Raw genomic sequence first — 22,154 nt, 5'->3', positions numbered from 1 at the left:
ATTTCGGCGTCCACATCAGTCCACCCACCACCCACACGACGCTTCGCTCGCATCCACGTCCATCCCCGTGTCCGCGAGCCTCAGCTCCACCCGCAGCTCGCCTCCGTCCAGCGCCACCCGCACGCTCGGTCCGTGCGCGAGACCGTCCGTCACCGCATCCATGACCCGCTCCGCGATACTCGGACATGCTCTGTCCGACGCAGCATGTCCGATGACCGCTGGACCGAGCAGCGTGACGAGGGCCGAGGGCATGTCGCACGCCGCCCACAGGCCCCAGGCGTGTTCCTCGGGCAGCCACTCAGCGGCGATGTAATCGCCCGTGACCGCCGCCGTGATTTCGCCCCGCTTATGCAGCGATACTGTCGCCATAACCCACTCGCTATATGCCCCGCATTCGAGCTGGATTATGTCCTCGCGGATGTACGGATTAGCGCACCAGTTTTGATCCCTACACACGCGGCGGTTCCTTCCCCTCTAGCTGCGCCACGGTCGTGAACAGGGCGCACGCCAGCTCCACGAGCTGCTCCGCGCTCGCCGTCGCCGACCCGTCCTCGATCATCTCGACCTCGACTTCCCACATGCCCGTCGCTTCCGCCAAGTCCGCCGCGCTCATGCGCAGCCGCTCTCGCATCGGCCTGATCCGCAGGATGCGGTGCCCTGTCCACGGGTGCTCACGGGTGAACCGCTCGTGCCGCTCCTGGGCCTGCCCGCGCACGCGCTCGATGTACTCGGCGTGCGTGTCCTCCGTCGCGCCCAGCGCAGCGCGGAGCCGCATGAGCCGACGCACGTCGGGCGGGAGCCGTGTCACAGCCCGCCGTCATCCAGCTCGATCACGCCCCGCTCGATCATGCGCACAGCCTCCGCAACCAGCGCGTCCGCCAGCTCCAATTCGCCCGCTCGCTCCGCCCACCGCGTCAAGCGGACGACGGAGCTGGGCACTGTGCATGTCCACGGGAGGTACGGCACCACGAGCACGCCCACGGAGCCGTCCGCGTGGCGGATGACCTCCCACCGCCCGTTCACGCGGCACCGTCCACGGTTGGGTCGGGGTGTCCCTGTGCGACATCGGTGCAGGTCGCGCAGGTTACTGGCGACGGCAAGCTAGTCCGCTCCCGCACCGCCAGCGCCGCCGCGAGCACGTCCGTGTCCACGTGCCACACGCCGTCCCGCAGCTCGCCTTCGACCAGCCCGCCCGCGAGCAGCGCGATGTACAGGGCAGGGGAGCCGCCGAGGAGTGCGGCGGCTTCGGTCACAGGGACGAGCGCGTGGGGAGCTGAGCTGGACAGGTGATCGGACATGCCCCCAGCGTGGTCGGGTCACGGCGCGCGTGGGGACTCGCTGTGTCACGTCCTCGGGGCGTGGGCGCGCACCCTGCAACTCGCGTCGCGTACGTCGCAGCGGCGATGTGAGGTGCATGCTCTGCCCGTCACCCGCAGCGATTCTGGTCTGCTGGGGCGCGTTGAGAAGAGGAAGCCAAGAGGTCAACATGGCAGAGAAGAACGAGACCGCAGCGGCGGTCGCGGACCTGATCGAGCACGAGGTCGAGCACGAGGTCGAGCAGGCTCTCGTGGAGTTCTGTAAGCGGCTCTCGGCGAAGCTCGCCGAGCGTCAGGGCGTGGACCCGCGCCTGACGGTGGCGACGGAGCGCAGCGCGTTCATGAACGCGCGCATCACCCGTCGGCGGGGGATCACAAAGGAGCGAGCGGCTCCGAAGCCGAGCAGACCGTCGATGCCCTCGATGCCGTACCTGGGCGATGCCATGCGACAGAGCTGACCGTCCACGCGGAGCTGCCCCCGTCGAAGGTCACGGCGGGGGCAGCGCGCGTTCCCTACCTCAGTCCCGTGTGACGCGCCGTCGAGCACGCCACCCACGGATCAGTCCTGGTGCGTGAATCGGGTAGGTGGCGAGCTGGCGGGCGCGAAGGTCGTGCGCGGCTTCCACGAGCGCAGTGATCGAGTCGGGCTGGTCCTTCCGCACTGCGTCGTTGAATATCTCGAGGGCGTCGAGTCCGTCGCCCTCCTCATCGGGCGCAGCGAGAATCCGCTTCGCGAGGTTGGAGAACACGGCGTTGAGCCGCCGCACTTCTTCGTCGTCGATCATCAGCACGAGGTAGTCGAGCTTGCTGGCGTTCTCGCGGAGTGGGCGGACGAGGTGGCTCGCGTCGCGCCACTGTTCGGGAGTGAGCGTTCGGGATTCGAGTACCTCATCCTCGGCGTACCAGGCGTGCGCCTCCATCGCGCCCGCCGTGGCGATCACGGTGTCCGCGTACTCCTTCGACGCGGCGAGCTGCACGTCCCTGCGCTTCTGGTCCGCGTTCAGCTCGGCGATGGACATGGCGGTCTGCCTCGCGATGAACGCAACGATGCTGACGCCCGTGAGTCCGACGAGCGCGGCGATGATGGCTCCCATGCGGGAATCATCCCCACGGACCCGTCCACGGCCCTGTTTCGTCGCCCGCCAGAACTAAACCTCTGGCAGCCTCCACTCGCGGACGCGGGGGTTCGGATCGCCCCAGCTCGCGGTGTGACAGAACCCCCGCCAAAACGGTCCTTGCCAATAGCCCGTCATCCCGCGTTCTGGCACAGCTCCTCGCCTCGCGCCGCCGCGACGATCCTGTACGCCGGCCGCGCGCTGATCCCGACATCAAGTACCTGCCGTGCGTGCGGAGATGAGCCCGTCGTCCCCGTGTGCGAGGGGAAGGTCGGACGCTCTCGTGAGAATCCAGCCTGGGAAGGTTCATCGCGTCGATACGATCACCCCGAACTGGTCCAAGAAGGGGGACGACATGGCGCGAGAAACAGGCAACTCAATCGGGCTCGGTGTGGGCAACGGGAGCGTGATCGACTACGGCGACACCGTGGAGTATCGCCAGACGGGCAAGCTGCTGCCAGCGTTTCGAGTGAACGTCGCGGACATCGTCGGGTTCTCGGTGCGGAAGGTAACGCGCGATGACAAAAAGCGGCTCGGTGCGTCGGGTCTGCAACAGGTGTTCGTCGTGCAGGGCTCGGGCACGACGCTCGCCGAGGCAGCGGTGAACCACGGAACCGCTCAGAAGATCGAGCAGGTCCTGCGTGCGCACCCGAAGTTCGGGAGCAACGCGCGTCCGACCCCGCCCGCGCCCATGCCTGCTGCGGCGGCACCGCCCGCACCGACATCGTGGGTCGACGAGCTTGCCAAGCTGGCGGCGCTGCGAGACGCGGGCGCGCTCACGCCCGAGGAGTTCGAGACCGCTAAGCGCAAGCTCATAGGCTAATTCCCGTGCATAACGAGAGCCCGCTCTCCATGATCGGAAAGCGGGCTCCGCTCTATGTGACGCCGATGATCAGTTGCACTCGTACTGGGTCCACATGCGCTTGCCGCCGACCGTCGAGATGCCGTGCGCCTTCGCCTTCGAGTACGCGTTCTGCGTTGCGGTCTGCGGACCACCACCGTAGCCGTCCACGATGTTGTTCCCGAACATCATGCGCGTGTGGTACGTGCAGGTGGACGCCGACGCAGCTCCCGCAGCGACCGTGCTGACCGCCCCAACGCCCGTGAACACAGCCGCGCCAGCGATCAGGCCTGCCATCGTCCGCTTCGCCTTGTTCATATTCTTCCCCTCCGAGGTAGGTTGCACGCGGGATGTCCCGCGCCTTCGAGAACGAGGTTCCCGTACACGGCTTAACAGGCGGTAGGCGCGAGCTTGCAGGTGCTCACGAACAGGACGGTCCCCATGTAGCGTCCTGGGGCATGGGGAGACACTGGACGCCTCTGGCGGTGCTCTGCGCGCTGGTGGTTGCACTCACGGGATGCTCAGAACATGTCGGGGGCGACGCGCAACCTGACCCTTCGGTAGCTGCTGCTCACAGGCTGGATACGGGCAACTACAACACCTCTCCGCGTGAGGTGAAAGCTGTGTCTGCGGCGGACTCTTGGCAGCAGGAGGGCTGGTTGATCGCTGAGAACGTGACCGCCCCGTGGGACGTGGACTCGACCATGAGCAAGAAGGTTCCAGGCACAACGGCGACCGCGCTGATCGGACCTTCCCAGCTCAGTGCCACAGCGGGCGGGATCACCTTCTTCACCGCTGCGCAGCTTGACGCGTTCGCGACTGTTCCGTTTCAGGCGGGGTTCGCCACCGTCGCCTCTGACAACTCGACGGTGCTCCGTATCGGCCTGCTCAGGTTCGCCGATGCTGCCGCTGCGCAACGCGCGAGCGACGTTCTTGCGGGAGTTGCAGGCAGTGGGGCTGCGCCTATTCCTGCTGGTGTCACCACAGCTTCTGGCGCGCGCATGGTGCGTCGCACCACGAGTGGATCAGGTGCCACGGCGACCACGGACGTGACGCTGGTAGCGCCACGCGACGGGCAACTCGCGGTCGTAGGCGTACAGGTTCGTGTCGCTGACGACAAGGCCGCGCTCACGCTGGCGGGCAAGGCGCTCGACAAGCAGTACGCTGACGCTGCGGGGTATCGCCCCACGCCAGTCGTTTCCCTTGCTGGGACTGTCAGCGGTCCGAGTGTGCCGATGGACAACGACGGGATCATGTCCCGCACACTCGCAAGTACGAGAACCGCCGACTCGCTGGGCGCGAAGCTGGGGCTTTCGCCAGGGTTCGGGCTCGGTGATGGATGGCGCACGTTCAAAGCCTCCGTGGTCGAGTCTCCGGGCAAGACGGAAGACGTATTGCGGATGCGGGATTACGGGTTCGACCTCATTGGGAACACCGACAACAGTCAGGTCTACCGCCTCGGCGATGCGACGAAGGCGAGGGCGTTCCTCGACGAAGCTGTGGTCCCGCCGAAGGTCTCCGACATCGCCCTGCCTGGTGTGGACAACGCCGTCGGACGCTGCGCGAAGGTGTCCTCGACGCGCTATCGCTGCGCCGTGATCCACGGGCGGTATCTCGCGGTGGTCTCAGCGCCGACTCTGACTCAGGCACAGCAGGCAGCGAGCGCAAGCCTGTCGATCATGCGGTCTGTGAAGTAGGTCCGTCATGCGCTGGAAGACAGCTTCTGCCCCCGCGCTGATGGCGGTGGTGCTCACCTTGTACGGCTGTTCTACGGTCGCGGGCACCGCCGTCCCCGACCCGAGCGCGGCACCTGCTCTCGACACGGGGAACTTCGTGACCAAGCCCCGCACGGTCGAGGCGCGCACCCCTGCTGATGCCTGGCAGCAGGAAGGATGGCGGCTCGCTGACGGTATCCCCGCTCCGTGGGATGTGGATTCGTCCCTCACCGTGCGCGTCCCCGACCTGATCACCACGCCCCTGGTTTCTGCCTCGCAGCTCGGGCTCGAATCGAACCTCAGCCCGTTCGGTACGAAGCAGCAGAAGATAGTGGACGCGGCACCGTTCAAGACGGCGATGTTCGCGGGTGCGCAGAACAAGGAGGGCACGCGTGTCCTACGTATGGGGCTGATGCGTTTTGCCTCGGCGGAGGCCGCAACTTCGCTCGTGGGTCAACTGACGAACGGAGCTGAGGTTCAGGCGGGCACCCCTCGTGAGGTGAACGCGGACGGCTGGCGCTTCGTGACAGTCGGCAAACGCAACACGAAGAACGCCGCTTCCATGACGATCATCGCTCCGCGCGGCGATCTGATCGCGGTGGTCACCGTGGATTTCCCCGTGGGGCTCGGTGACGCGGAAGGCAAAGTCGTCGGCGAACTCGGGAAACGCGCTCGCGAGATGCTCTGGACGAAGATGCGGGACTACAAGCCGTCCGATGCGCCGAACGGGATCAAACCGAAGGTGGACATGGACTTCGACGGGCTGATGTCGCTGACCCTGCCGAAGACGATCCCGACGAACGAGCTGGGCCTCTCCGAGGGCGTGGACTGGGGCGACGGTTGGATGACCATCGCGACGTACGGGCTGATGACGAGCAACCCCGAATACGTCCGACGGTTCGACCTCGACTACGTGGCGAAGACCCGTGCCAGTGTTGTGTTCCGCGCTCGGACGGAGGCATCCGCAACGGAGTTCTTCCGCGTCGATCACGCCGTGGATGGTCAGACCCCGACGCTCGTGGATCTCAAAGGCATCTCGCGCGACAACGGGAAGTGCTGGCAGAGCGGGACAAACATCGTCTGCTCAGTCCGAGCGGGACGCTACGTCTCGATAGTCCTCAGTTCGACTCGCGCGCTCGCTGAGCAGTCGGCTTCCGCCAGCTACAAGATCATGCAGCAGGCACGGGTGAAATAGGAGGGCGTGGTACCTCCACCTACTTAGTCGTCGGCGCGCGGGTTACTGGTGCCAGCCTCTGATTGTCGGCGCGCGGGCAGGAGCGCCTGGTTGCCTGCGCGCGCTCGATCATCGCCCGAGCCCGCGTGCTCCGCGCGGACCTCGAACCGAACTGCAACTAAACGCCAAGCCATCTTTGGCAAAGTGCGCGGCATGAAGAGGCTTCCAGTAGATGTCGCCGAGTCCACCTCGGCGCAGGCCCGACCGCGACGTTGCTACGACGATGCTCAGGTGGATGGCTATAACGCCCGCGCGCTGGTCGGCCAACGCCTCCCACGAGCAGGGACGTGATGCTGGACGCCGCCTCGGTTTGGAGGGGCGTGTGACGATAGAAGCAGCGTCGATTTATGACCATCAGGTCACGAAAAGTATTAACAAATTTAAGGAATGCGAGGTTGGGAGCTGTGAAGCGCCCAACGGTAGCGGCAGTGACCGCCCTTCTGTTAACGGCTTTCAAGTTTGTCGCTATCGTCCGAGGTAACACCGTAAGCGAAGGGATTGGTGTTCGCCGTGGCGGCGGGCGGTTTCACGAGGAAATCGAGCTGAGTACGGATTGGAACGTGCCAGGGCAGAAGGGCAGCCTCGGATACAGGATCGAAGACCCCGCCCGAGACGTCTTCCACGCCAGCGCAAACTCCGTCGAGGTCACCGACGAGCTGCGTGCGACCGCCGCGCTCCTCGATGCTCGTCCTGATCGCCGTTGGCACCCGTGGGAGAGGCGATGAGTGTGAATCGAAGTCGGGACGGCGCTGTGGTTGCCCAGCCGAGTGCCCGTGCGGCGGTCGCCGCAGGTGGTGTCTCACATCTGCCCGTGCACGGCGTGCGAGACCGAAGTGCAGCCGAGAAAAGTCGGCTTGTTCCGAGTGACGCCTCGCGGCACTATCCCACTATGACCGAGTACCGCGCAGTGTTCGATGCCGAGGTGACGTTCTCCAATGAGGGCGGACTGCAAGCGCAGGGTTTTCGTGTGGACCTTCCGCACAAGGACGTGAGTGACGAGGAGATCGGTCAGCTTTTCGTGACCTCGCTCGACCTGCTGATGTCGGAGTCCGTGACGGTTCACGACGTTCAGATCATCGAGGAGCCGCACAAGGGCACACGTGGCGGTCCGAGCGATCCTCGGTCCGCCTGACAACCGCCTTGTCACCCCGCCGCCTCGCGGTTTCTCCGCCCTCGTCGACATACCAAGAAGGCGCGCGAGCACCGCAGGATGCCGCCGCGCCTACGTTGTGGGACGGAAAGGCGCTGTGAGTGTGTCGACGATGTGCCGGCGGTGGACGATCGCTGCCGCGACAGCGATGACCGCGTAGATCCCTGCGAGCACGAGGCGACCTTCGGTGCTCGTGATGGGGAACTGGACGACGAACAGTGCGAGGAGCGCCCAGGCCGTCACGCGGTGGAAGCGCAGCGCGAGGATCGCCAGGACGCCCATCATGGTCTGCGTCGCTGTCAGCAGCATTTCCTCGACCTGGCGGGCGTCCAACATGAGCGAGGTGCCGCCACCGCCGGCGAGGTAGGCGATCGGCAGCGAACCGACGAGCAGTGTCCACTGATTGACCTTGGACGCGATGAGCATTCCGATCGCCATGGCCCCCTTGCCTCGGATGGCGAACAGGATCGCAATGACGAACTCAGGTGCTTCGGAGGCCAATGGTGCGAGCCACTGCACCAGCAGGAACTGGTCGATGCCGAGTTGGCCGCCCGCGGAGATGAGGCTCTCCGCGAAGGGCTTCGCGCAGATCAGGATCACGGCCGCCGCGATCACAACCAGGGCGCCGACGGTGATGCGGCGGGTTCTGCGCGGCAGCGCGCCGATCGCCGCGGCGGTCCCGATCAGGTCCGGCTCCTCGGTCGCGCCTCGAGTGAGCTTGTAGAGGTAGAACCCGAACCAGGCGATCAGCGCTACGCCGAGAACGATATGGATCTGCCCCGTCGCAGGCATGATGAAGGCGACGACGCCCGCGATCATGAGAAAGCCCAGTTCCATCCGATTGCGCTGGTCGAGGACGAGGGCGTTCGACCGCTGGCCCATGGTTCGCTTCGCCACGAACAGCGCAGCCATGACCACGACGGGCCAGCCGAGTCCGAGCAGCAGCCGGTTGGAGCCGGTCATGTTGGCCGCCGCGTACTGCACGTAGGCCGGGTCGCTCCCTGCGGTGTACGCGTAGTAGAGATCGACCGCGTACTCCGGCAGGATGGCGATGAGCGCCAGCACCGCGATGGCCAACCCGCCCGAAACGTCCATCTGGGCCGCCTCGGCGGCCCAGGCGAGCAGGAAACTCGCGGCGACCACCGCGACCCCGTACACCACCAGTGCGACCACGGGCTCGGGGTGAATACCGCTGAACCGCAGGATCAGTGCTGGCGCGATGAGAGCCGCACAGATCAGAAGCGGCCGGAGAAGACCGCGCCGCCGTCGGTGCGGAACATCGTTCGAAGTCGCTGCGGGTGAGACGGATTCAGTGATCATCTGGGACTCCTTGGTCGGCGACCGACCGAGGACTCATCGCGCAGATCGGGCGAGCACTTGGTCGACGCGGCTTTCACCTGTCGGGCCAAGGTCTCGTTCGCCGAGACCGTCAGAACGACGGCCTGCGGTGGACGACCGGGCGCCATCGCGCCAGCGTGTCGACCGCCCTCCCGGTCCGCGCGGACCGGTGAACTACTCCCCTTCGCGCCACCACCGTAATCACGTAGGGGCAGTCCGTGCAACGTGACAGGTGGTCCAATCATGTTGAGCGACAACACTAAAAGTTCCGTGTGGATCCCCGTCGGCGAGAATCTTGGCATCCTCAGAACGAGATTGGGTCGACCGGAACGCTGATCAGCCGTCGAAGGACCAGCGGGAATTTCCCGAGCCGGTCGAGCACACCTTCCTGAAAAGTGAGATGGATCACAATTGCGTGCCGATTCTTGCCCAGCGCCGACTCACCCAATGTGCCGGAAAAAATCCTGGCGCATGACTCGCGAACAAGGAGACGGAAGATGACCTCGCCCACCACCACTCCCGCTGCATCGACCACCAGCAAGAAGGCTCCCGGATCGGCCCTCGCCACCTCCAACGGCCGGGGAACCACCAGCATCGCTGACGTCGTCGTCTCGAAGATCGCCGGCATCGCTGCCCGCGAGGTCAACGGGGTCTACGACCTCGGCGGTTCCGCAGCCCGCGTCGTCGGCAAGATCCGCGAGACGCTCCCCGGCGCACCCGACCTGACCCAGGGCGTCAGCGTCGAGGTCGGCGAGAAGCAGGCGGCCGTCGATGTGGGCATCGTCGCCGACTACGGCGTCGCGATCCACGACCTCGCCACCGGCATTCGCAACAACGTCATCGACGCTGTCGAGAAGATGACCGGCCTGGAGGTCACCGAGGTCAACGTGACCGTGCACGACGTGCACTTCGCTGACGCGGACGACGCCGAGGAGACCTCGGCCGAGCCGCGGGTCAAGTGAGCGGCGAGCACGCCGACATCGTCGACCGGGTCGTCGACGCCGTGACGTCAGTCGACGGGGTCGCCGGCATCCACGCCGGCGGGCCCGGCTCGCCTGCCACGTACTTGCCCGGTCGCACAGTGTCGGGCGTCCGCATCACCGATGAGGGCGGCCAGGTGGATGTCGTGCTGGAGTTGCGGCGCGGCACGGACCTGTTGGACCTCGCCGACCGCGTGCGGCAGGCCGCCACCGACGCTGCAGGTGTGCCGATCGACCTTGTCGTATCCGACATCGCAGTGCCCGGCGACCCCGACCGGGGATCGCCGACCACATCAAAGGAGTTCATCGCATGAGCGTAGGCAACTACACAGTCTGGGGCATCGTCATCGGCCTCCTGGTAGCCATCGCGATCGTCACCGGCGGTGTCGTCGGCTTCCTCCTCGCCATCGTGCTGGGCGCGGTCGGATTCGCACTCGGCGCCCACTTCGACGGTTTGGTCGATCTGACCGCACTTCGGAAGAACGGCCGGAGCTGACCATGACCACCGAATCGGTACCGCCCACGGCGTCCGACGGTCAGCCCGAGGCGACGGTCGGCCGACCCCGCGCCGAGCGGGGCCGCACCGTCATCGATGATCGCGTGCGTCGCCGACTCATCGAGCACGCAGTGCTCGCAGTTCCGGGAACGTCGAAGAAGCGTGCCTTGACCTCACGATCCCTGCCGGCAGTGCAGTACCCGGATCACGATCAGCGCGATCTGGAGGTCCAGGTCGCCGCCGACTGGCCCGTGGACTCGGCGAAGCTGGTTGCGGATGTGCGCTCGTCGATCGACGGCGAGCTCGCGCGGAGCCTCGACGAGCCGCCGGCCAACACCCGCGTGCACATCGCACGGGTGAACGGTGAGCGCTCCCCCGATGCGCCGTTCGCCCATGTGGCCAGTGCGGATACCCCTGAGGCGCTCGCCCCGCCCGCAACGTCCGCACAGCGGCGCGCTCCCCGGCGCGTGGCGGGATCGGTGTACGTTGCGATTCCGCTGATCCTCGCCCTGCTCGCGCTCGGTGGGGTCGCTATCCGGGACACCGTGATCTCGTTGGGCTGGGCACAGGGCTCGCCCTGGCTCGATGCCGTCTTCCGCACGGTGGCCGATCTGCAGTGGGAGTGGTGGACCTGGCCCGCAGTGGTCCTCGCGCTGGTCATCGGCCTGTTCCTGGTGATCACCGCGGTCAAGCCGCGACGTCGTAGCCACAAGGCCGTCACCGACGAGCTGTGGCTGGCGCCCGGACTCCACAAGGCACGTCGCTCGGAGATCGAGGTGGCACGATGAAGGCATCCACTCGTGTTCTCGACCGAGGGCTCACGCTGCTCGTGGGACTCCTCCTGCTCGCCGGCGGTGGGTGGCTGCTCGCCTACCGGCTCGGCGAAAGCACCGTGGTCTCCGCAACCCACCGGCTGAGGCCGGACGAGATCGCACGGGTTCCGGAGCAGCCGTGGTGGCCCGCGGTTGTCGGTATCGGCGGCGTGCTGATCGTGCTCATCGCCCTGTGGCTGCTGCTCCGGCACCTGGTCACCAACTCGGCGAAGACCGTCTCGGCGACGGACGGCGGAACCGTCGATCTCGACAAGATCGCGGACGCTGTGGCAGAGGATCTCTCGAGCAATCCGCTGATCGTCAAGGCGCGCTCGACGACGCTCGAGCACAAGGGACAACCGCTGATCCGAGTGCGGGTCACCGCAGCCCGCGGCGCACCGGTGAAAGAGCTGGCCGTGTTGGCCCGCTCCACGCAGCGGGAAGTCACCGCAGCGACCAACCCCGACGTCGGGTTGCAGGTCGTGGTGAACGGCGAGGACAAGTAGCCCGCCAGCACAACGGACTTGGAGAACATCCTCCGAGCATGAATGTTGTACCCAACCGAAAGGAAGTACTGACATGGGAATCGCAGACGACGCCAAGAACAAGGCCGAGGACCTCAAGGGTCGCGCCAAGGAGGCTGCTGGTGCCGCCACCGGGAACGACGAGCTCAAGGCCGAGGGTCAGGCGGATCAGGGCATCGCGGCCGTGAAGGACAAGGTCGCTGACGTCGCGGACAAGGTCAAGGACGGCGTCGACGCCGTCAAGAACAAGCTGTCGGGCAACTGACACGCTCGGGCGTGCGAACGCCCAGCGCGAGGCCGGTCTCCTCACCGAGGCCGGCCTCGCGGTCGTTCGAGGGCGTTCCATCCGCTCTCGACGAGAGAGCCCAGACGACGCTGCCCGCCGCGGCCGAAGCCGGGCGGGCAGCCGTGGAACAGGAACCTACAGCGGCGTGACGGTGGCCGTCACGTGCGGGAATCCCTTCTTGAGGTCCTTCGCGACGATCTCGGTGCCGCCGGTGGCCTCATCGCGCGTGACGTACAAGCCGATGCGCGCCGGCAGGATCACGGGCCGGCCGAAGCGCACGTGGTGCACCACTGCGTCGGGGACGTGGCCCTCGACGACGCGGAGCATCGCCGCGGCCGTCCACGCGCCGTGCGCGATCGACGACGGGAAGCCGAACGCCTTGCCGCCGATCGGCGACATGTGGATCGGGTTCCGGTCACCGCTGACGCCGGCGTAGCGGCGGATGAGCGCACCGTCGGCCGACAGCAGCGCGTCGGGGGCGCCGGGGCGTGCCTCCTTGGGCGGGGGACCGGACGGCTCGCCGGACAGCGACGTCTTCTGCTGGATCAGCATCGTCGACACCTCGGAGGCCACCGACGCGCCGGAGGCGTCGGTGAACTCGGTGGTGAAGTCGATCAGCATGCCCTTGCGATGCTCGCGCAGGTCGCCCACCGACGTGCGCAGCGTGAGCTTCTCGCCCGGCACCACCCGGCGCCGCCGCGTGAGCGTGTTCTCCACGTGCACGGACCCCACCGCCGCAGCAGGGAAGTCGTCTGCCAGGAACAGGTCCATGATCAGCGGGAAGGAGAGCACGTAGAGGTACATCACGGGTACCTCGCCGGTGTTCTTCAGCCCGACGGCGTCGCAGTACTCGCCGACCCGCACGGGATCCACGTCGACGGTGAGCTCGACGGTCCGGTCCGGCAGCGGGGTCTCCGGCTTGAGCGGGCCCTGCTTGCCGATCACGGGCAGGATGCCGCGCAGACCGCGCGTGAGCACGGACAGGCTCGACGGCGGCGCCTGCAGGACGGTGGTCTTGGTGGCCATGATCAGGCCCCCAGCAGGCTCTGACCGCAGACGCGCACGACGTTGCCGGTCACGGCGGCCGAAGAGGGCGCGGCGAAGTAGGAGATGGTCTCCGCGACGTCCACGGTCTGGCCACCCTGCTGCAGCGAGTTCATGAGGCGGCCGGCCTGGCGGGTGGCCAGCGGGATCGCGGCGGTCATGGCGGTCTCGATGAAGCCGGGCGCCACGGCGTTGATGGTGATGTTCTTCTTCGCCAGGACCGGCGTGTAGGCGTCGACGATGCCGATGACGCCGGCCTTGGTCGCGCCGTAGTTGGTTTGGCCGCGGTTGCCCGCGATACCGGCGATCGACGAGACGTCGACGACGGAGCCGCCCTCGTTGAGCGCGTCCGCGGCGAGCAGGTCGTCGACCAGCTGCTTCGGGGCCTTGAGGTTGACGGCCATGACCGAGTTCCACTTGCTCTCGTCCATGTTGGCGAGCAGCTTGTCGCGGGTGATCCCGGCGTTGTTGACGACGATGTCGAGGCCGCTGTGGCGCGACTTGACCAGCGCGGCGATCTTCGCGCCGGCGTCGGGTGCGGTCACGTCCAGCGGCAGCGCGGTGCCGCCGACCTTGTTCGCGACCTCCGACAGCGCCTCGCCGGCGGCGGGGATGTCGGCGGCGATGACGTGGGCACCGTCGCGCGAGAGGACCTCGGCGATGGTGGCGCCGATGCCGCGGGCGGCGCCGGTGACCAGCGCGACCTTGCCCGCGAGTGGCTTGTCCCAATCCGCCGGGGCGGTGGCGTCCTTATCGGTGATGCGGATGACCTGGGCGTCGACGTACGCCGACTTGCCCGACAGGAGGAAGCGCAGGGTCGACGCGAGGCCCGAGGCGCCGGTCGAGGCGTTCGGGTGCACGTAGACGAGCTGGGCGGTGGCGCCGTCGCGCAGCTCCTTGGCGACCGATCGGGTGAAGCCCTCGAGAGCGCGCTGGACGATGTGCTCGTCGAGGTCCTCGATCAGCTCCGGAGTGGTGCCGAGCACCACGAGGCGGGCGCTGTTGCCGAGCGAGCGGATCTGCGGACCGAAGAACTCGTACAGGCCCTTGAGATCGTCGATGTTGGTGATGCCGGTGGCGTCGAAGACCGCGCCGCCGAGCTTCTCAGCACCGCGGGCGCCGCCGTTGTTGACGACGAGGTCGTAGTCGGCGAGCAGTTCGCGAACGGGCTCGACGAGGCGGCCCTGGCCGCCGAGGAGGACGGGGCCGGCAAGCGCGGGCTTGCCGGCCTGGTAGCGGCGCAGGACGGGCGGCTGCGGGAGGCCGAGTCGGCTGGCCAGGAAGGAGCCGGGGCCCGACTTCACGAAGGCCGCGTAGAAATCCGTGCTGGGTGCATCAGGCATGTGAGGTACCTCATCCGTGTGGCGTTCCGATAGGCTATCGACAAGCAACTTACTCCAGAGTAAGAATACTCGGTAGTAGCAACCCTCGATCACTGGGAGAACCCGTGGCAAACATCGAAACCCGTCCGGTGGCCATCCTCGGCGGTAATCGGATCCCCTTCGCCCGCTCGGACCGCGCTTACGCGAAGGCTAGCAACCAGGACATGTTCACCGCCGCGCTCAATGGTCTGGTGAGCCGCTTCAACCTGCAGGGCGAGCAGCTGGGCACCGTGGTCGGTGGCGCAGTGCTCAAGCACAGCCGGGACTTCAATCTGATCCGCGAGTCGGTGCTCGGCAGCCCGCTGAGCCCCTACACGCCGGCCTTCGACGTGCAGCAGGCCTGTGCCACCGGCCTGCAGGCGATCAACGCCGCGGCCCAGGGCATCCAGCTCGGCCGTTACGAGGCGGCCGTCGGCGGCGGCGTCGACACCACCTCCGACGCCCCGATCGGCGTCTCCGAGGGCATGCGCAAGGTGATGCTCGAGCTCAACCGCGCATCGAGCACCGTCGACCGCCTCAAGCTGCTCGGCAAGCTCCCCGCCAACCTCGGCATCGACATTCCGCGCAATGGTGAGCCCCGCACCGGCATGTCGATGGGCGAGCACGCCGCGATCACTGCCAAGGAGTTCGGCGTCTCGCGCGCCGAGCAGGACGAGCTGGCCTACCTCAGTCACAAGAACATGGCCGCCGCCTACGACCGAGGCTTCTTCGATGACCTGATCACCCCGTACCTCGGCCTCACCCGCGACGACAACCTGCGGCCCGATTCGTCGGTCGAGAAGCTCGCGACGCTCAAGCCCGTCTTCGGCGTCTCGCTGGGCGACGCGACGATGACGGCCGGCAACTCCACGCCGCTCACCGACGGCGCGTCGACGGTGCTGCTCTCGAGCGACGAGTGGGCGGCGGAGCGCGGCCTGCCCGTGCTCGCGTACCTCAAGGACGTCGAGTACTCGGCCGTGGATTACGTCGGCGGCAAGGACGGCCTGCTCATGGCGCCGACCTACGCGGTGCCGAAGCTGCTGGCGCGCAACGGCCTGACGCTGCAGGACTTCGACTACTACGAGATCCATGAGGCCTTCGCCTCCGTGGTGCTCGCGACGCTGCAGGCCTGGGAGTCGGCCGAGTACTGCAAGGACCGCCTCGGCCTGGACACGCCGCTCGGCTCGATCGACCGCAGCAAGCTCAACGTCAACGGCTCGTCGCTGGCGGCCGGCCACCCGTTCGCCGCGACCGGCGGCCGCATCGTGGCCTCCGCCGCGAAGCAGATCCACGAGAACGGCGGCGGTCGCGCGCTGGTCTCGATCTGCGCCGCCGGCGGCCAGGGCATCACCGCCATCATCGAGGGCTGATTCCCAAGCGCCGGTGCAGCGGGCCCCGGCCGCCTAGGGTGGTGGATACGACACCATCACGGGTCGGGGCCTGCGCCGGCGTGATCGCCGAACAGCGCCGCACACGGATCTCCAGGAGGAGCGAATGAGCTTCGGCATCGCGGTCGTCGTCGTGGTCGCGGTGGTGGCCGTGCTCATCCTCATAGGTGTCGTGTGGTTCCTGCGCGATTCCAACAAGCAGATCAAGGACTTCGCCAACTCCGGTGATCTCATCCCCGGTCGCCCCGGTCGCGCCCCCGCCGAGTGGGCGAACGCCACCTCCACCGAGGCGCTCCTGCACCAGCGCACCCGCTACGCCATCGCCGACGTGCACCGCGGTGCCTTCGCCCCCGCCGTCCCGCCGCCCGCGGACTCCGCGATCGACGGCCCCGAATCCGACCTCGCCGCCCTCGACGATGCGGTCTTCGCGCTGGACGACCAGATCATCGCCGCGTCGCAGCTGTCCGGTGAGGAGCGCACGAAGGCCCTGGGCGAGCTCGAACCCAAGGTCGCGGCCCTCGAGGCCCTGACCGGCAAGCTGTGGGATGCGCCGTCGGCTCAGCGCCGACCGATCATCGACGCGGTGACCGCCACCCTCCTCCGCTGAGCCGGCCCGCGCTGCGGGTCGATCGTTCGTTCAGTGATGCGGAATCGTTTGCCATGCGTGGCACGCATGGCTGCTGTGGAGCACCCTGCGCCCACTAAGACGGTGCGCGATCGCCCGCTGCGCGGATCCGCTCGACGCCGGCGCGCAGTCCCCACGCCAGTACGACGGTGATCGCGGTCGTCACCACGACGATGGGCCACGTGGAACCGGTGAACAGCGACCAGCCGAACAGGTCCAGCACCACGAACTCCATGACGATCACGTGAAGGAGGAAGAACTCGTAACTGATCGAGCCGAGCCACACCATCGGGCGCGACCCCAGCACGCGCGACGGTCCGGTCGCGAACGCCGCCACCAGCAGCCCGCCGATCAGCGCCTCCAGCAGGAATTTCGTCACCCCCTGGGCGGGCGTCGGCACCCGGAGGTCGATCGGCCCCGCGAGCGGAGTGAGGAGTATTCCGTAGGCCCCCGCCGCCACGAGCAGCAGCGGCCACCGCGGCAGGCGCACCCGATCGACCAGCAGCGCCACCGCGATACCGGCGGCGAACGCGGCGGCGAAGCCCGGGGGCCACGACCGCGCCGTCTTGCCGAAGGCCTCCGTCGCGATCACCAGCACCAGCCAGCCCACCGAGACGGCGACCATCGCTGCCGGCACCGTCCAGGCCCGCCGCGTGCGCATCAGCCACAGGCCCAGCAGTGGAAGTAGCAGGTAGAAGGCGACTTCCACGCACATGCTCCACATCTGCGTCAGTCCGGTGCGCACGTGCCCGACGCCGTAGATCTGCGTGAAGGTCAGATGCCGCAGGTAGTCGCCCCACCCCTGCCCGTGCGGCGAACCGTCGGGCCGCCACAGGTAGATGACGTAGACGGCGGTGACCACCGCCCAGTACGCGGGCAGGATCCGCCACGCCCGCGCGACGAAGTAGCGCCGCGTATCCGGTGCTGGACCAGCAGTGGAACCCTCGGCGCCGCGCGCCCGGATCCACGGTCGCACCAGCAGGAACCCCGACAGCGCGAAGAACACGGGCACCGCGGTCTCCAGTCGCGCGTAGGCGGCGCCGAGTGTGTCCGGGGTGAAGTCACCGCCCCAGAACGCGGCATGCGTCACGCACACCCCGAACGCGGCCAGCGCCCGCAGGCCCGTGAGGGCGGGGATATGGCCGGAGCGCGGGGCGGGAGCGATGACGCCTCAGATCTTGATCGCGGGGATGAGCCGGTCGAGGTTCCACAGCCGGTTCCGCCGGGCCGACAGGCACGACACCGTGACCGAAGCGACCCACAGGAAGGCCAGCACCGCGATCGCCTGCCAGAGCCGGTTATCGATGCCGCCCAGGATCAGCTGCCGCAACCCGTTGACGCCGTAGGTCATCGGGTCGTACGTGTGCAGGATCTGGAAGGGTCTGGCTGTGGTCTCCACCGGATACATACCGCCGGAACTCACCAGCTGCAGCATGAGCAGCGCCATGATGAGCACACGGCCCACCGCCGGCCCGACGAGCGCGTTCACCGCCTGGGTGAAGGCGATGAAGGTCAGCGACAGACCCATCATGAAGAAGACCATCGCGATGGGATGCGCCACCTCGAGACCCAGCCCGAAGCGGACCACGCAGTACAGGATCACCGCCTGGAACAGCCCGATCGCGGCGGCGGGCAGGTAGCTGGCCATCACCACGCGGATCGCGAGGACCTCCGCGGCGATGGCGCGGTTCTGCAACGGGCGGAACACCATCCACAGGACCAGCGCGCCGAAGAACAGCGCCAGCGTGAGGAAGAACGGCGCCATGCCGGTGCCGAAGTTCGGGGCGCGGTTCTCGTGCTGCGCGTCCAGCGAGACGGGCCCGCCGATGGTCTGGGCGACCTGCGAGGTCTGCTCGGGCGACCACTTGGGCACCGCACCGGCGCCCTCGTGCAGCTTGGTGGCCAGTTCCTGGCTGCCGTCGCGCAGCTGCACCGTGCCGGCGGAGAGCTTGGTCGCACCGTCCGAGAGCTGGGTGATGCCGTCATCGAGAGTGGCGTTGCCGGCCGCGAGTTGCTGCGCCCCGGAACGGAGTTCGGTGAGCTTCGCGGTCAGATCGTCGCCGGTGTTGCCCACCTTGCCGAGCAGGACCGCGAGCGGGCTGCCCGGCGTACGCAGCTGCTCGGTGAGCACGGCGGCGGCGTCGGAGGCCGCGACGACCTGCTGCTTGGCGGCCACTGGCACCGAGGACTGCGCCAGCTGCGCCCGCACGGCGCGCAGTCCCTCCGCGGCCTGCTGCGCCACCGGATCGGGGCTGGCGGCCAGCTGCTTGATCGCGGCGTCGATGCCGGCCAGGGTGGCGTCCTGGGTCTTGATGAACACGCCCGCCTTGTCGGCGGCGTCCGCGAGCGCGGCGGCGCTCTGCTGGAGCTGCGCGGTGTTCCCGCCGAGCCCGGACAGCGCCTTGGTCACCGCGAGCAGGGGATCGGTGGCCTGGGTGATGCCGTCGGAGAGTTGCTGCGAGCCGGCCCGCAACTGCGCCGAGCCGGTCTTCGCGGTTCCGAGACCCGACGCGAGCTGTGCGGCACCGTCGTTCGCGGTCACGAGGCCGTCGTGGAGCCTGCCCGCCCCGTCGGCGGCCTGCTCGATGCCGGTGCCGGCGGTGATCATCATCGACAGCACCTGATTCACGGCCTGTCCCGAGATGCGGGTGGAGACGGCGCCCAGTACCTGCGACATCGCGGTCTGGCCGATGGTGGAGCTGATGTAGTTGTTGGCGTCGTTGTAGACGGCACGCAGTTGCGCCTTCTCGGGCTTCCCGCTCATGGGTGAGGCGATGGCGGCGGAGAAGTTCTCCGGCAGCTCCAGCATGAAGTAGTAGGTGCCGTCCTTGACGCCCTGCTGCGCCTCGGCGGGGGAGACGATCTTCCAGTCGAGGCTCTTGTCGTCGGCGAGCGACTTCTCGACCTCGGCACCTGCGTTGATCTTCTGGCCGTTGACCTCGGTCCCTTTGTCGGCGTTGACGAGCGCGACGGGCATCTTGTTGACGTTGCCGAACGGATCCCAGAACGCCCACAGGTAGAGCGCACCGTAGACCAGCGGCAGCAGCATCATCACGACGATCGCGGCGCGCGTGAGCCGGCTGCGGCCGAACCGCTTGATCTCGGAGCCGAAGGCGAGGCCCGCGGCGATGGGGACGAGGCGGCTGTTCTTGTCGGACATCGAATCAGTCCTTCCGGGTCAGGGCGCGACGATCGTGCAGGGTGTGCTGCGGTGCGGTGCCGCCGAGGGGGTTGGTGACCCCGACGATCACGGTGTAGCGCTCGGCGATCGCGCCGAGCCGCTGGATGGCCTCGGCGCGTCCCGGGTTGTCGCGAACCTGCTCCAGGTCACCGACGACGACGATCGGTCTGTTCCCTACCAGCGCCAGCGTGATCCGCAGCAGGAACAGCTGCAGATCGCTCAGCTCGACGATGCGGGTCTTCGGCCCGGGCCGGGCGACATCGCCGAAGACCTCGTCCATCTCCAGGCTGCCGGCGCTGAGCGGCACCATCGAGTACCAGGGCGCCAGCCAGCGCCGCTGCTCGGCCAGCACGGTCTCGACGGTGACCGAATCGTCCAGCTCGTCGATGTCCTTGAAGGCGGCGATGGCGCACTTCTTGCGGATCGCTCCCGGGGTGGTCGCGCCGAGGGCATTGACGGTGCCGCGACTCGGCTTGAGCCTTCCCGCCAGGGTGAGCAGCAGGGCGTCCTGGTCGCGGCCGGCCGGCATCTGTACGGCGTGCAGGCCGGGGCCGAACTCCAGGTCGATGCCCCGGAACAGGGGGCCGTGCTCCCCGTCGACGCCGATGTTCACCGCCGCCAGCTGTACGACGTTCGGCTGGTCGTCATCCATGCGTGCACTCCGGAGGTCGTCGGCGCAGGTCGGTAGCAATCCTACGGTGGCTGCCCGACGGTGCGGTGCGCACCGTCGGGCCGAGAAACGGGCGAGGGCGCCCCGACCGATGGTCGGAGCGCCCCCGGGTGCTCGTGGCTACGAGACGACGATCAGAACGCGGCCTCGTCGAGGTCCATCGCCTGGTTGTCGATCGCGGCGATGATGTCCTTGGTGCCGGTGAGCTGCGGCAGCACGTTCGCGGCGAAGAACTTCGCGACGCCGACCTTGCCCTCGTAGAAGGACTTGTCGGCGCCCGAGGCGCCACCGTCGAGCTTGGCCTGCGCGATGACGGCCTGGTGCAGCAGGCGCCACCCGATCATCAGGTCGCCGAAGGCCATGAGGAAGCGCACCGAGCCGAGGCCCACCTTGTACAGCTCCTTGGGCTCCTGCTGCGAGGCGAGCGCGAAACCGGTGAGCGTGGCGGCCATGGCCTGCACGTCCTCGGCAGCGGTCTTGAGCAGGGCGACGTCGGCGGCGAAGGCGCCGCCGGCGTTGGCCTCGATGAACGCGGTGATCTGGCCGGCGACGTGGCCGAGCGCGGCGCCGCGGTCGCGGAGGATCTTGCGGAAGAAGAAGTCCTGCGCCTGGATGGCGGTGGTGCCCTCGTACAGCGAGTCGATCTTCGAATCGCGGACGTACTGCTCGATCGGGTAGTCCTGCAGGAAGCCGGAGCCGCCGAAGGTCTGCAGCGACTCGGTTCCGAGCAGCGTGAACGCGCGCTCGGAGCCGACGCCCTTGACGATCGGGAGCAACAGGTCGTTGACCTTGTGCGCCATCTCCTCGTCGGCACCGGAGACCGGGGTCGCGGTGCGGACGTCCTGGTGCGCGGCGGTGTACAGGTACACGGCGCGCAGGCCCTCGGCGTACGCCTTCTGCGTGAGCAGAGAGCGGCGCACGTCCGGGTGGTGCGTGATGGTCACGCGCGGCGCGGTCTTGTCGGCCATCTGGGTCAGGTCGGCGCCCTGGACGCGCTGCTTGGCGTAGTCGAGCGCGTTGAGGTAGCCGGTCGAGAGCGTGCCGATGGCCTTGGTGCCGACCATCATGCGGGCGTGCTCGATGACCTTGAACATCTGTGCGATGCCCTTGATCTCCTCGCCCACGAGCCAGCCCTTGGCGGGCTTGCCGTGGCCGCCGAAGGTGAGCTCACAGGTGGTGGAGGTCTTGATGCCCATCTTGTGCTCGACGCCGGTGACGTAGACGCCGTTCTCCTCGCCGAGGTTGCCCTCCTCGTCGAAGTGGTGCTTCGGCACGAAGTACAGTCCCAGGCCCTTGGTGCCCGGGGCGCCGCCCTCGGGGCGGGCGAGCACGAGGTGGAAGGTGGACTCGAACATGTGGTCCATGACCGCCGAGGTGATAAAGCGCTTCACGCCCTCGATGTGCCAGGAGCCGTCCTCCTGCTTGATGGCCTTGGTGCGGCCGGCGCCCACGTCCGAACCGGCGTCCGGCTCGGTGAGCACCATGGTGGCGTTCCAGTTGCGCTCGGCGGCGATCTTCGCCCACTTCTTCTGCTCGTCGGTGCCCTCGTCGTGCAGGATCTGCGCGAAGCCGGGGCCGGCGGCGAACATGAAGACGGGCGGGTTCGCGCCGAGGAACATCTCGCCGATGCCCCAGTACAGCGAGCGAGGCACGTCGGTGCCGCCGAGCTCGTCGTCCAGGCCGAGGTACGCCCAGCCGCCGTCGGCGAACTGCGCCTGCGACTTCTTGAAGGCCTCGTTGATCGTCACCTCGTGGGTGGCCGGGTCGAAGACCGGCGGATTGCGGTCGGCCTCGGCGAAGGACTCGGCGATGGGGCCCTCGGCCTGACGGGCCGCCTCGCGCAGCATCTCCTTAGCGGTGTCCTCGTCGAGGTCGCCGTACGCACCGGAAGCCAGCACCTCGCCGACGCCGAGATCCTCGAAGAGGTTGAACTCGATGTCGCGGACGTTGCTCTTGTAATGGCCCATGGGGCTGTTCCACCTTCTCAGATCAGGCTGTCAGACTGTTACCTGCCGGTAAGTTACCGCTCGGTAATATGCATAGGATAACGCGATCACCGCGTGCGAACAAGTGCAAGC

28 protein-coding genes are annotated in these 22,154 nt (G+C 67.7%); 14 read left to right on the top strand and 14 right to left on the bottom strand.

Annotated elements, in window-relative coordinates:
- Positions 1-15: 15 nt before the first annotated feature.
- The 4 genes from FK529_RS04935 to FK529_RS04920 form a co-directional block, all read right to left on the bottom strand.
- The gene (locus FK529_RS04935) at positions 16-369 is read right to left on the bottom strand and encodes a hypothetical protein (protein WP_146559908.1); all 354 of its coding nucleotides are present in this window, start codon (positions 367-369) and stop codon (positions 16-18) included.
- A gap of 79 nt (positions 370-448) precedes the next feature.
- Entirely contained in the window at positions 449-808 is a 360-nt protein-coding gene (locus tag FK529_RS04930) for a helix-turn-helix domain-containing protein (protein WP_146559907.1), read from the bottom strand.
- Complete coding sequence (locus FK529_RS04925) at positions 805-1,023, bottom strand: hypothetical protein (protein WP_146559906.1); 219 nt, start codon at positions 1,021-1,023, stop codon at positions 805-807. The genes FK529_RS04930 and FK529_RS04925 overlap by 4 nt, the downstream gene beginning before the upstream one ends.
- Entirely contained in the window at positions 1,020-1,298 is a 279-nt protein-coding gene (locus FK529_RS04920; protein ID WP_146559905.1) for a hypothetical protein, read from the bottom strand. The genes FK529_RS04925 and FK529_RS04920 overlap by 4 nt, the downstream gene beginning before the upstream one ends.
- A 188-nt stretch (positions 1,299-1,486) precedes the next feature.
- Here FK529_RS04920 and FK529_RS04915 point away from each other — a divergent pair, with 188 nt between their 5' ends.
- Positions 1,487-1,774 (top strand): hypothetical protein, encoded by a 288-nt coding sequence (locus FK529_RS04915; protein ID WP_146559904.1) that lies wholly within the window; start codon positions 1,487-1,489, stop codon positions 1,772-1,774.
- A gap of 60 nt (positions 1,775-1,834) precedes the next feature.
- On the opposite strand, the gene FK529_RS04910 is transcribed toward FK529_RS04915, so the two are convergent.
- A complete protein-coding gene (locus FK529_RS04910; RefSeq protein WP_146559903.1) occupies positions 1,835-2,410 on the bottom strand; it encodes a hypothetical protein in 576 nt (191 codons plus the stop codon).
- Positions 2,411-2,786: 376 nt separating this feature from the next.
- Between FK529_RS04910 and FK529_RS04905 the strand changes: the two genes are divergently transcribed.
- Positions 2,787-3,254 (top strand): SHOCT domain-containing protein, encoded by a 468-nt coding sequence (locus FK529_RS04905; protein ID WP_205124356.1) that lies wholly within the window; start codon positions 2,787-2,789, stop codon positions 3,252-3,254.
- A gap of 69 nt (positions 3,255-3,323) precedes the next feature.
- Here FK529_RS04905 and FK529_RS04900 read toward each other — a convergent pair whose 3' ends face one another.
- Complete coding sequence (locus FK529_RS04900) at positions 3,324-3,590, bottom strand: hypothetical protein (RefSeq protein ID WP_146559902.1); 267 nt, start codon at positions 3,588-3,590, stop codon at positions 3,324-3,326.
- A 32-nt stretch (positions 3,591-3,622) separates the two neighbouring features.
- Here FK529_RS04900 and FK529_RS04895 point away from each other — a divergent pair, with 32 nt between their 5' ends.
- From FK529_RS04895 to FK529_RS04880, 4 genes are all read left to right on the top strand, one after another.
- Entirely contained in the window at positions 3,623-4,969 is a 1,347-nt protein-coding gene (locus FK529_RS04895; RefSeq protein ID WP_438947171.1) for a DUF7373 family lipoprotein, read from the top strand.
- Positions 4,970-4,976: 7 nt separating this feature from the next.
- The gene (locus FK529_RS04890; RefSeq protein ID WP_146559900.1) at positions 4,977-6,182 is read left to right on the top strand and encodes a DUF7373 family lipoprotein; all 1,206 of its coding nucleotides are present in this window, start codon (positions 4,977-4,979) and stop codon (positions 6,180-6,182) included.
- A gap of 467 nt (positions 6,183-6,649) precedes the next feature.
- Positions 6,650-6,946 (top strand): hypothetical protein, encoded by a 297-nt coding sequence (locus FK529_RS04885; protein WP_146559899.1) that lies wholly within the window; start codon positions 6,650-6,652, stop codon positions 6,944-6,946.
- Between the two features lie 164 nt (positions 6,947-7,110).
- A complete protein-coding gene (locus tag FK529_RS04880; protein WP_146559898.1) occupies positions 7,111-7,353 on the top strand; it encodes a hypothetical protein in 243 nt (80 codons plus the stop codon).
- 90 nt (positions 7,354-7,443) lie between these two features.
- Here the strand turns inward: FK529_RS04880 and FK529_RS04875 are convergent, their stop codons facing one another.
- The gene (locus FK529_RS04875) at positions 7,444-8,691 is read right to left on the bottom strand and encodes a calcium:cation antiporter family protein (RefSeq protein WP_146559897.1); all 1,248 of its coding nucleotides are present in this window, start codon (positions 8,689-8,691) and stop codon (positions 7,444-7,446) included.
- 322 nt (positions 8,692-9,013) lie between these two features.
- Entirely contained in the window at positions 9,014-9,220 is a 207-nt protein-coding gene (locus FK529_RS04870) for a hypothetical protein (protein ID WP_146559896.1), read from the bottom strand.
- On the opposite strand from FK529_RS04870, the gene FK529_RS04865 reads away from it, so the two are divergent.
- The 6 genes from FK529_RS04865 to FK529_RS04840 all read left to right on the top strand — a co-directional run bounded on the left by FK529_RS04865 (position 9,207) and on the right by FK529_RS04840 (position 11,786).
- Positions 9,207-9,671, top strand: coding sequence for an Asp23/Gls24 family envelope stress response protein (locus tag FK529_RS04865; RefSeq protein WP_146559895.1), 465 nt, complete (start codon positions 9,207-9,209; stop codon positions 9,669-9,671). The two genes, FK529_RS04870 and FK529_RS04865, sit on opposite strands and share 14 nt — an antisense overlap.
- Positions 9,668-10,003, top strand: coding sequence for a hypothetical protein (locus FK529_RS04860; RefSeq protein ID WP_146559894.1), 336 nt, complete (start codon positions 9,668-9,670; stop codon positions 10,001-10,003). Before FK529_RS04865 ends, FK529_RS04860 begins: the two co-directional genes overlap by 4 nt.
- On the top strand, positions 10,000-10,185 hold the full coding sequence (locus FK529_RS04855; protein ID WP_146559893.1) for a DUF2273 domain-containing protein: 186 nt from the start codon (positions 10,000-10,002) through the stop codon (positions 10,183-10,185). The genes FK529_RS04860 and FK529_RS04855 overlap by 4 nt, the downstream gene beginning before the upstream one ends.
- A gap of 2 nt (positions 10,186-10,187) precedes the next feature.
- A complete protein-coding gene (locus FK529_RS04850; protein WP_146559892.1) occupies positions 10,188-10,973 on the top strand; it encodes a hypothetical protein in 786 nt (261 codons plus the stop codon).
- On the top strand, positions 10,970-11,503 hold the full coding sequence (locus tag FK529_RS04845; protein WP_146559891.1) for an Asp23/Gls24 family envelope stress response protein: 534 nt from the start codon (positions 10,970-10,972) through the stop codon (positions 11,501-11,503). The genes FK529_RS04850 and FK529_RS04845 overlap by 4 nt, the downstream gene beginning before the upstream one ends.
- Positions 11,504-11,576: 73 nt before the next feature.
- Entirely contained in the window at positions 11,577-11,786 is a 210-nt protein-coding gene (locus FK529_RS04840; protein ID WP_146559890.1) for a CsbD family protein, read from the top strand.
- 156 nt (positions 11,787-11,942) lie between these two features.
- Here the strand turns inward: FK529_RS04840 and FK529_RS04835 are convergent, their stop codons facing one another.
- Both FK529_RS04835 and FK529_RS04830 read right to left on the bottom strand, forming a co-directional pair.
- Positions 11,943-12,833 carry a MaoC family dehydratase gene (locus tag FK529_RS04835; protein ID WP_146559889.1) on the bottom strand — a complete coding sequence of 297 codons (891 nt, stop codon included), beginning with the start codon at positions 12,831-12,833 and terminating at the stop codon, positions 11,943-11,945.
- A gap of 2 nt (positions 12,834-12,835) precedes the next feature.
- Positions 12,836-14,194 (bottom strand): 3-oxoacyl-ACP reductase, encoded by a 1,359-nt coding sequence (locus FK529_RS04830; protein WP_146559888.1) that lies wholly within the window; start codon positions 14,192-14,194, stop codon positions 12,836-12,838.
- A 104-nt stretch (positions 14,195-14,298) separates the two neighbouring features.
- On the opposite strand from FK529_RS04830, the gene FK529_RS04825 reads away from it, so the two are divergent.
- Both FK529_RS04825 and FK529_RS04820 read left to right on the top strand, forming a co-directional pair.
- Complete coding sequence (locus tag FK529_RS04825) at positions 14,299-15,582, top strand: acetyl-CoA C-acetyltransferase (protein ID WP_193559661.1); 1,284 nt, start codon at positions 14,299-14,301, stop codon at positions 15,580-15,582.
- Between the two features lie 124 nt (positions 15,583-15,706).
- Positions 15,707-16,207: a hypothetical protein gene (locus FK529_RS04820; protein ID WP_146559887.1), complete on the top strand. Its 501-nt coding sequence runs from the start codon at positions 15,707-15,709 to the stop codon at positions 16,205-16,207.
- Between the two features lie 94 nt (positions 16,208-16,301).
- Here FK529_RS04820 and FK529_RS04815 read toward each other — a convergent pair whose 3' ends face one another.
- The 4 genes from FK529_RS04815 to FK529_RS04800 all read right to left on the bottom strand — a co-directional run bounded on the left by FK529_RS04815 (position 16,302) and on the right by FK529_RS04800 (position 22,043).
- Complete coding sequence (locus tag FK529_RS04815; protein WP_269432082.1) at positions 16,302-17,363, bottom strand: acyltransferase family protein; 1,062 nt, start codon at positions 17,361-17,363, stop codon at positions 16,302-16,304.
- A 33-nt stretch (positions 17,364-17,396) separates the two neighbouring features.
- Entirely contained in the window at positions 17,397-19,355 is a 1,959-nt protein-coding gene (locus FK529_RS04810) for a YhgE/Pip domain-containing protein (RefSeq protein WP_146560145.1), read from the bottom strand.
- A gap of 34 nt (positions 19,356-19,389) precedes the next feature.
- On the bottom strand, positions 19,390-20,058 hold the full coding sequence (locus FK529_RS04805) for a hypothetical protein (RefSeq protein WP_146559885.1): 669 nt from the start codon (positions 20,056-20,058) through the stop codon (positions 19,390-19,392).
- A gap of 152 nt (positions 20,059-20,210) precedes the next feature.
- The gene (locus FK529_RS04800; RefSeq protein WP_146559884.1) at positions 20,211-22,043 is read right to left on the bottom strand and encodes an acyl-CoA dehydrogenase; all 1,833 of its coding nucleotides are present in this window, start codon (positions 22,041-22,043) and stop codon (positions 20,211-20,213) included.
- Between the last annotated feature and the right edge of the window lie 111 nt (positions 22,044-22,154).

The sequence above is a fragment of the Tsukamurella asaccharolytica genome, from assembly GCF_007858435.1.
Taxonomy (GTDB): Bacteria; Actinomycetota; Actinomycetes; order Mycobacteriales; family Mycobacteriaceae; genus Tsukamurella; species Tsukamurella asaccharolytica.
The sequence above is the reverse complement of the archived record's forward strand: the minus strand, read 5'-3'. Positions and strand labels throughout refer to the sequence as shown.

What these genes read in the sequence shown, in the direction of transcription:
- FK529_RS04890 (WP_146559900.1), top strand. Translation starts at nt 4,977, where the DNA reads ATGCGCTGGAAGACAGCTTCTGCCCCCGCGCTGATGGCGGTGGTGCTC.
- FK529_RS04855 (WP_146559893.1), top strand. Translation starts at nt 10,000, where the DNA reads ATGAGCGTAGGCAACTACACAGTCTGGGGCATCGTCATCGGCCTCCTG.
- FK529_RS04845 (WP_146559891.1), top strand. Translation starts at nt 10,970, where the DNA reads ATGAAGGCATCCACTCGTGTTCTCGACCGAGGGCTCACGCTGCTCGTG.
- FK529_RS04935 (WP_146559908.1), bottom strand. Translation starts at nt 369, where the DNA reads ATGGCGACAGTATCGCTGCATAAGCGGGGCGAAATCACGGCGGCGGTC.
- FK529_RS04835 (WP_146559889.1), bottom strand. Translation starts at nt 12,833, where the DNA reads ATGGCCACCAAGACCACCGTCCTGCAGGCGCCGCCGTCGAGCCTGTCC.
- FK529_RS04820 (WP_146559887.1), top strand. Translation starts at nt 15,707, where the DNA reads ATGAGCTTCGGCATCGCGGTCGTCGTCGTGGTCGCGGTGGTGGCCGTG.
- FK529_RS04875 (WP_146559897.1), bottom strand. Translation starts at nt 8,691, where the DNA reads ATGATCACTGAATCCGTCTCACCCGCAGCGACTTCGAACGATGTTCCG.
- FK529_RS04900 (WP_146559902.1), bottom strand. Translation starts at nt 3,590, where the DNA reads ATGAACAAGGCGAAGCGGACGATGGCAGGCCTGATCGCTGGCGCGGCT.
- FK529_RS04915 (WP_146559904.1), top strand. Translation starts at nt 1,487, where the DNA reads ATGGCAGAGAAGAACGAGACCGCAGCGGCGGTCGCGGACCTGATCGAG.
- FK529_RS04805 (WP_146559885.1), bottom strand. Translation starts at nt 20,058, where the DNA reads ATGGATGACGACCAGCCGAACGTCGTACAGCTGGCGGCGGTGAACATC.
- FK529_RS04840 (WP_146559890.1), top strand. Translation starts at nt 11,577, where the DNA reads ATGGGAATCGCAGACGACGCCAAGAACAAGGCCGAGGACCTCAAGGGT.
- FK529_RS04830 (WP_146559888.1), bottom strand. Translation starts at nt 14,194, where the DNA reads ATGCCTGATGCACCCAGCACGGATTTCTACGCGGCCTTCGTGAAGTCG.
- FK529_RS04800 (WP_146559884.1), bottom strand. Translation starts at nt 22,043, where the DNA reads ATGGGCCATTACAAGAGCAACGTCCGCGACATCGAGTTCAACCTCTTC.
- FK529_RS04895 (WP_438947171.1), top strand. Translation starts at nt 3,623, where the DNA reads ATGTCCCGCGCCTTCGAGAACGAGGTTCCCGTACACGGCTTAACAGGC.
- FK529_RS04905 (WP_205124356.1), top strand. Translation starts at nt 2,787, where the DNA reads ATGGCGCGAGAAACAGGCAACTCAATCGGGCTCGGTGTGGGCAACGGG.
- FK529_RS04920 (WP_146559905.1), bottom strand. Translation starts at nt 1,298, where the DNA reads ATGTCCGATCACCTGTCCAGCTCAGCTCCCCACGCGCTCGTCCCTGTG.
- FK529_RS04910 (WP_146559903.1), bottom strand. Translation starts at nt 2,410, where the DNA reads ATGGGAGCCATCATCGCCGCGCTCGTCGGACTCACGGGCGTCAGCATC.
- FK529_RS04880 (WP_146559898.1), top strand. Translation starts at nt 7,111, where the DNA reads ATGACCGAGTACCGCGCAGTGTTCGATGCCGAGGTGACGTTCTCCAAT.
- FK529_RS04850 (WP_146559892.1), top strand. Translation starts at nt 10,188, where the DNA reads ATGACCACCGAATCGGTACCGCCCACGGCGTCCGACGGTCAGCCCGAG.
- FK529_RS04865 (WP_146559895.1), top strand. Translation starts at nt 9,207, where the DNA reads ATGACCTCGCCCACCACCACTCCCGCTGCATCGACCACCAGCAAGAAG.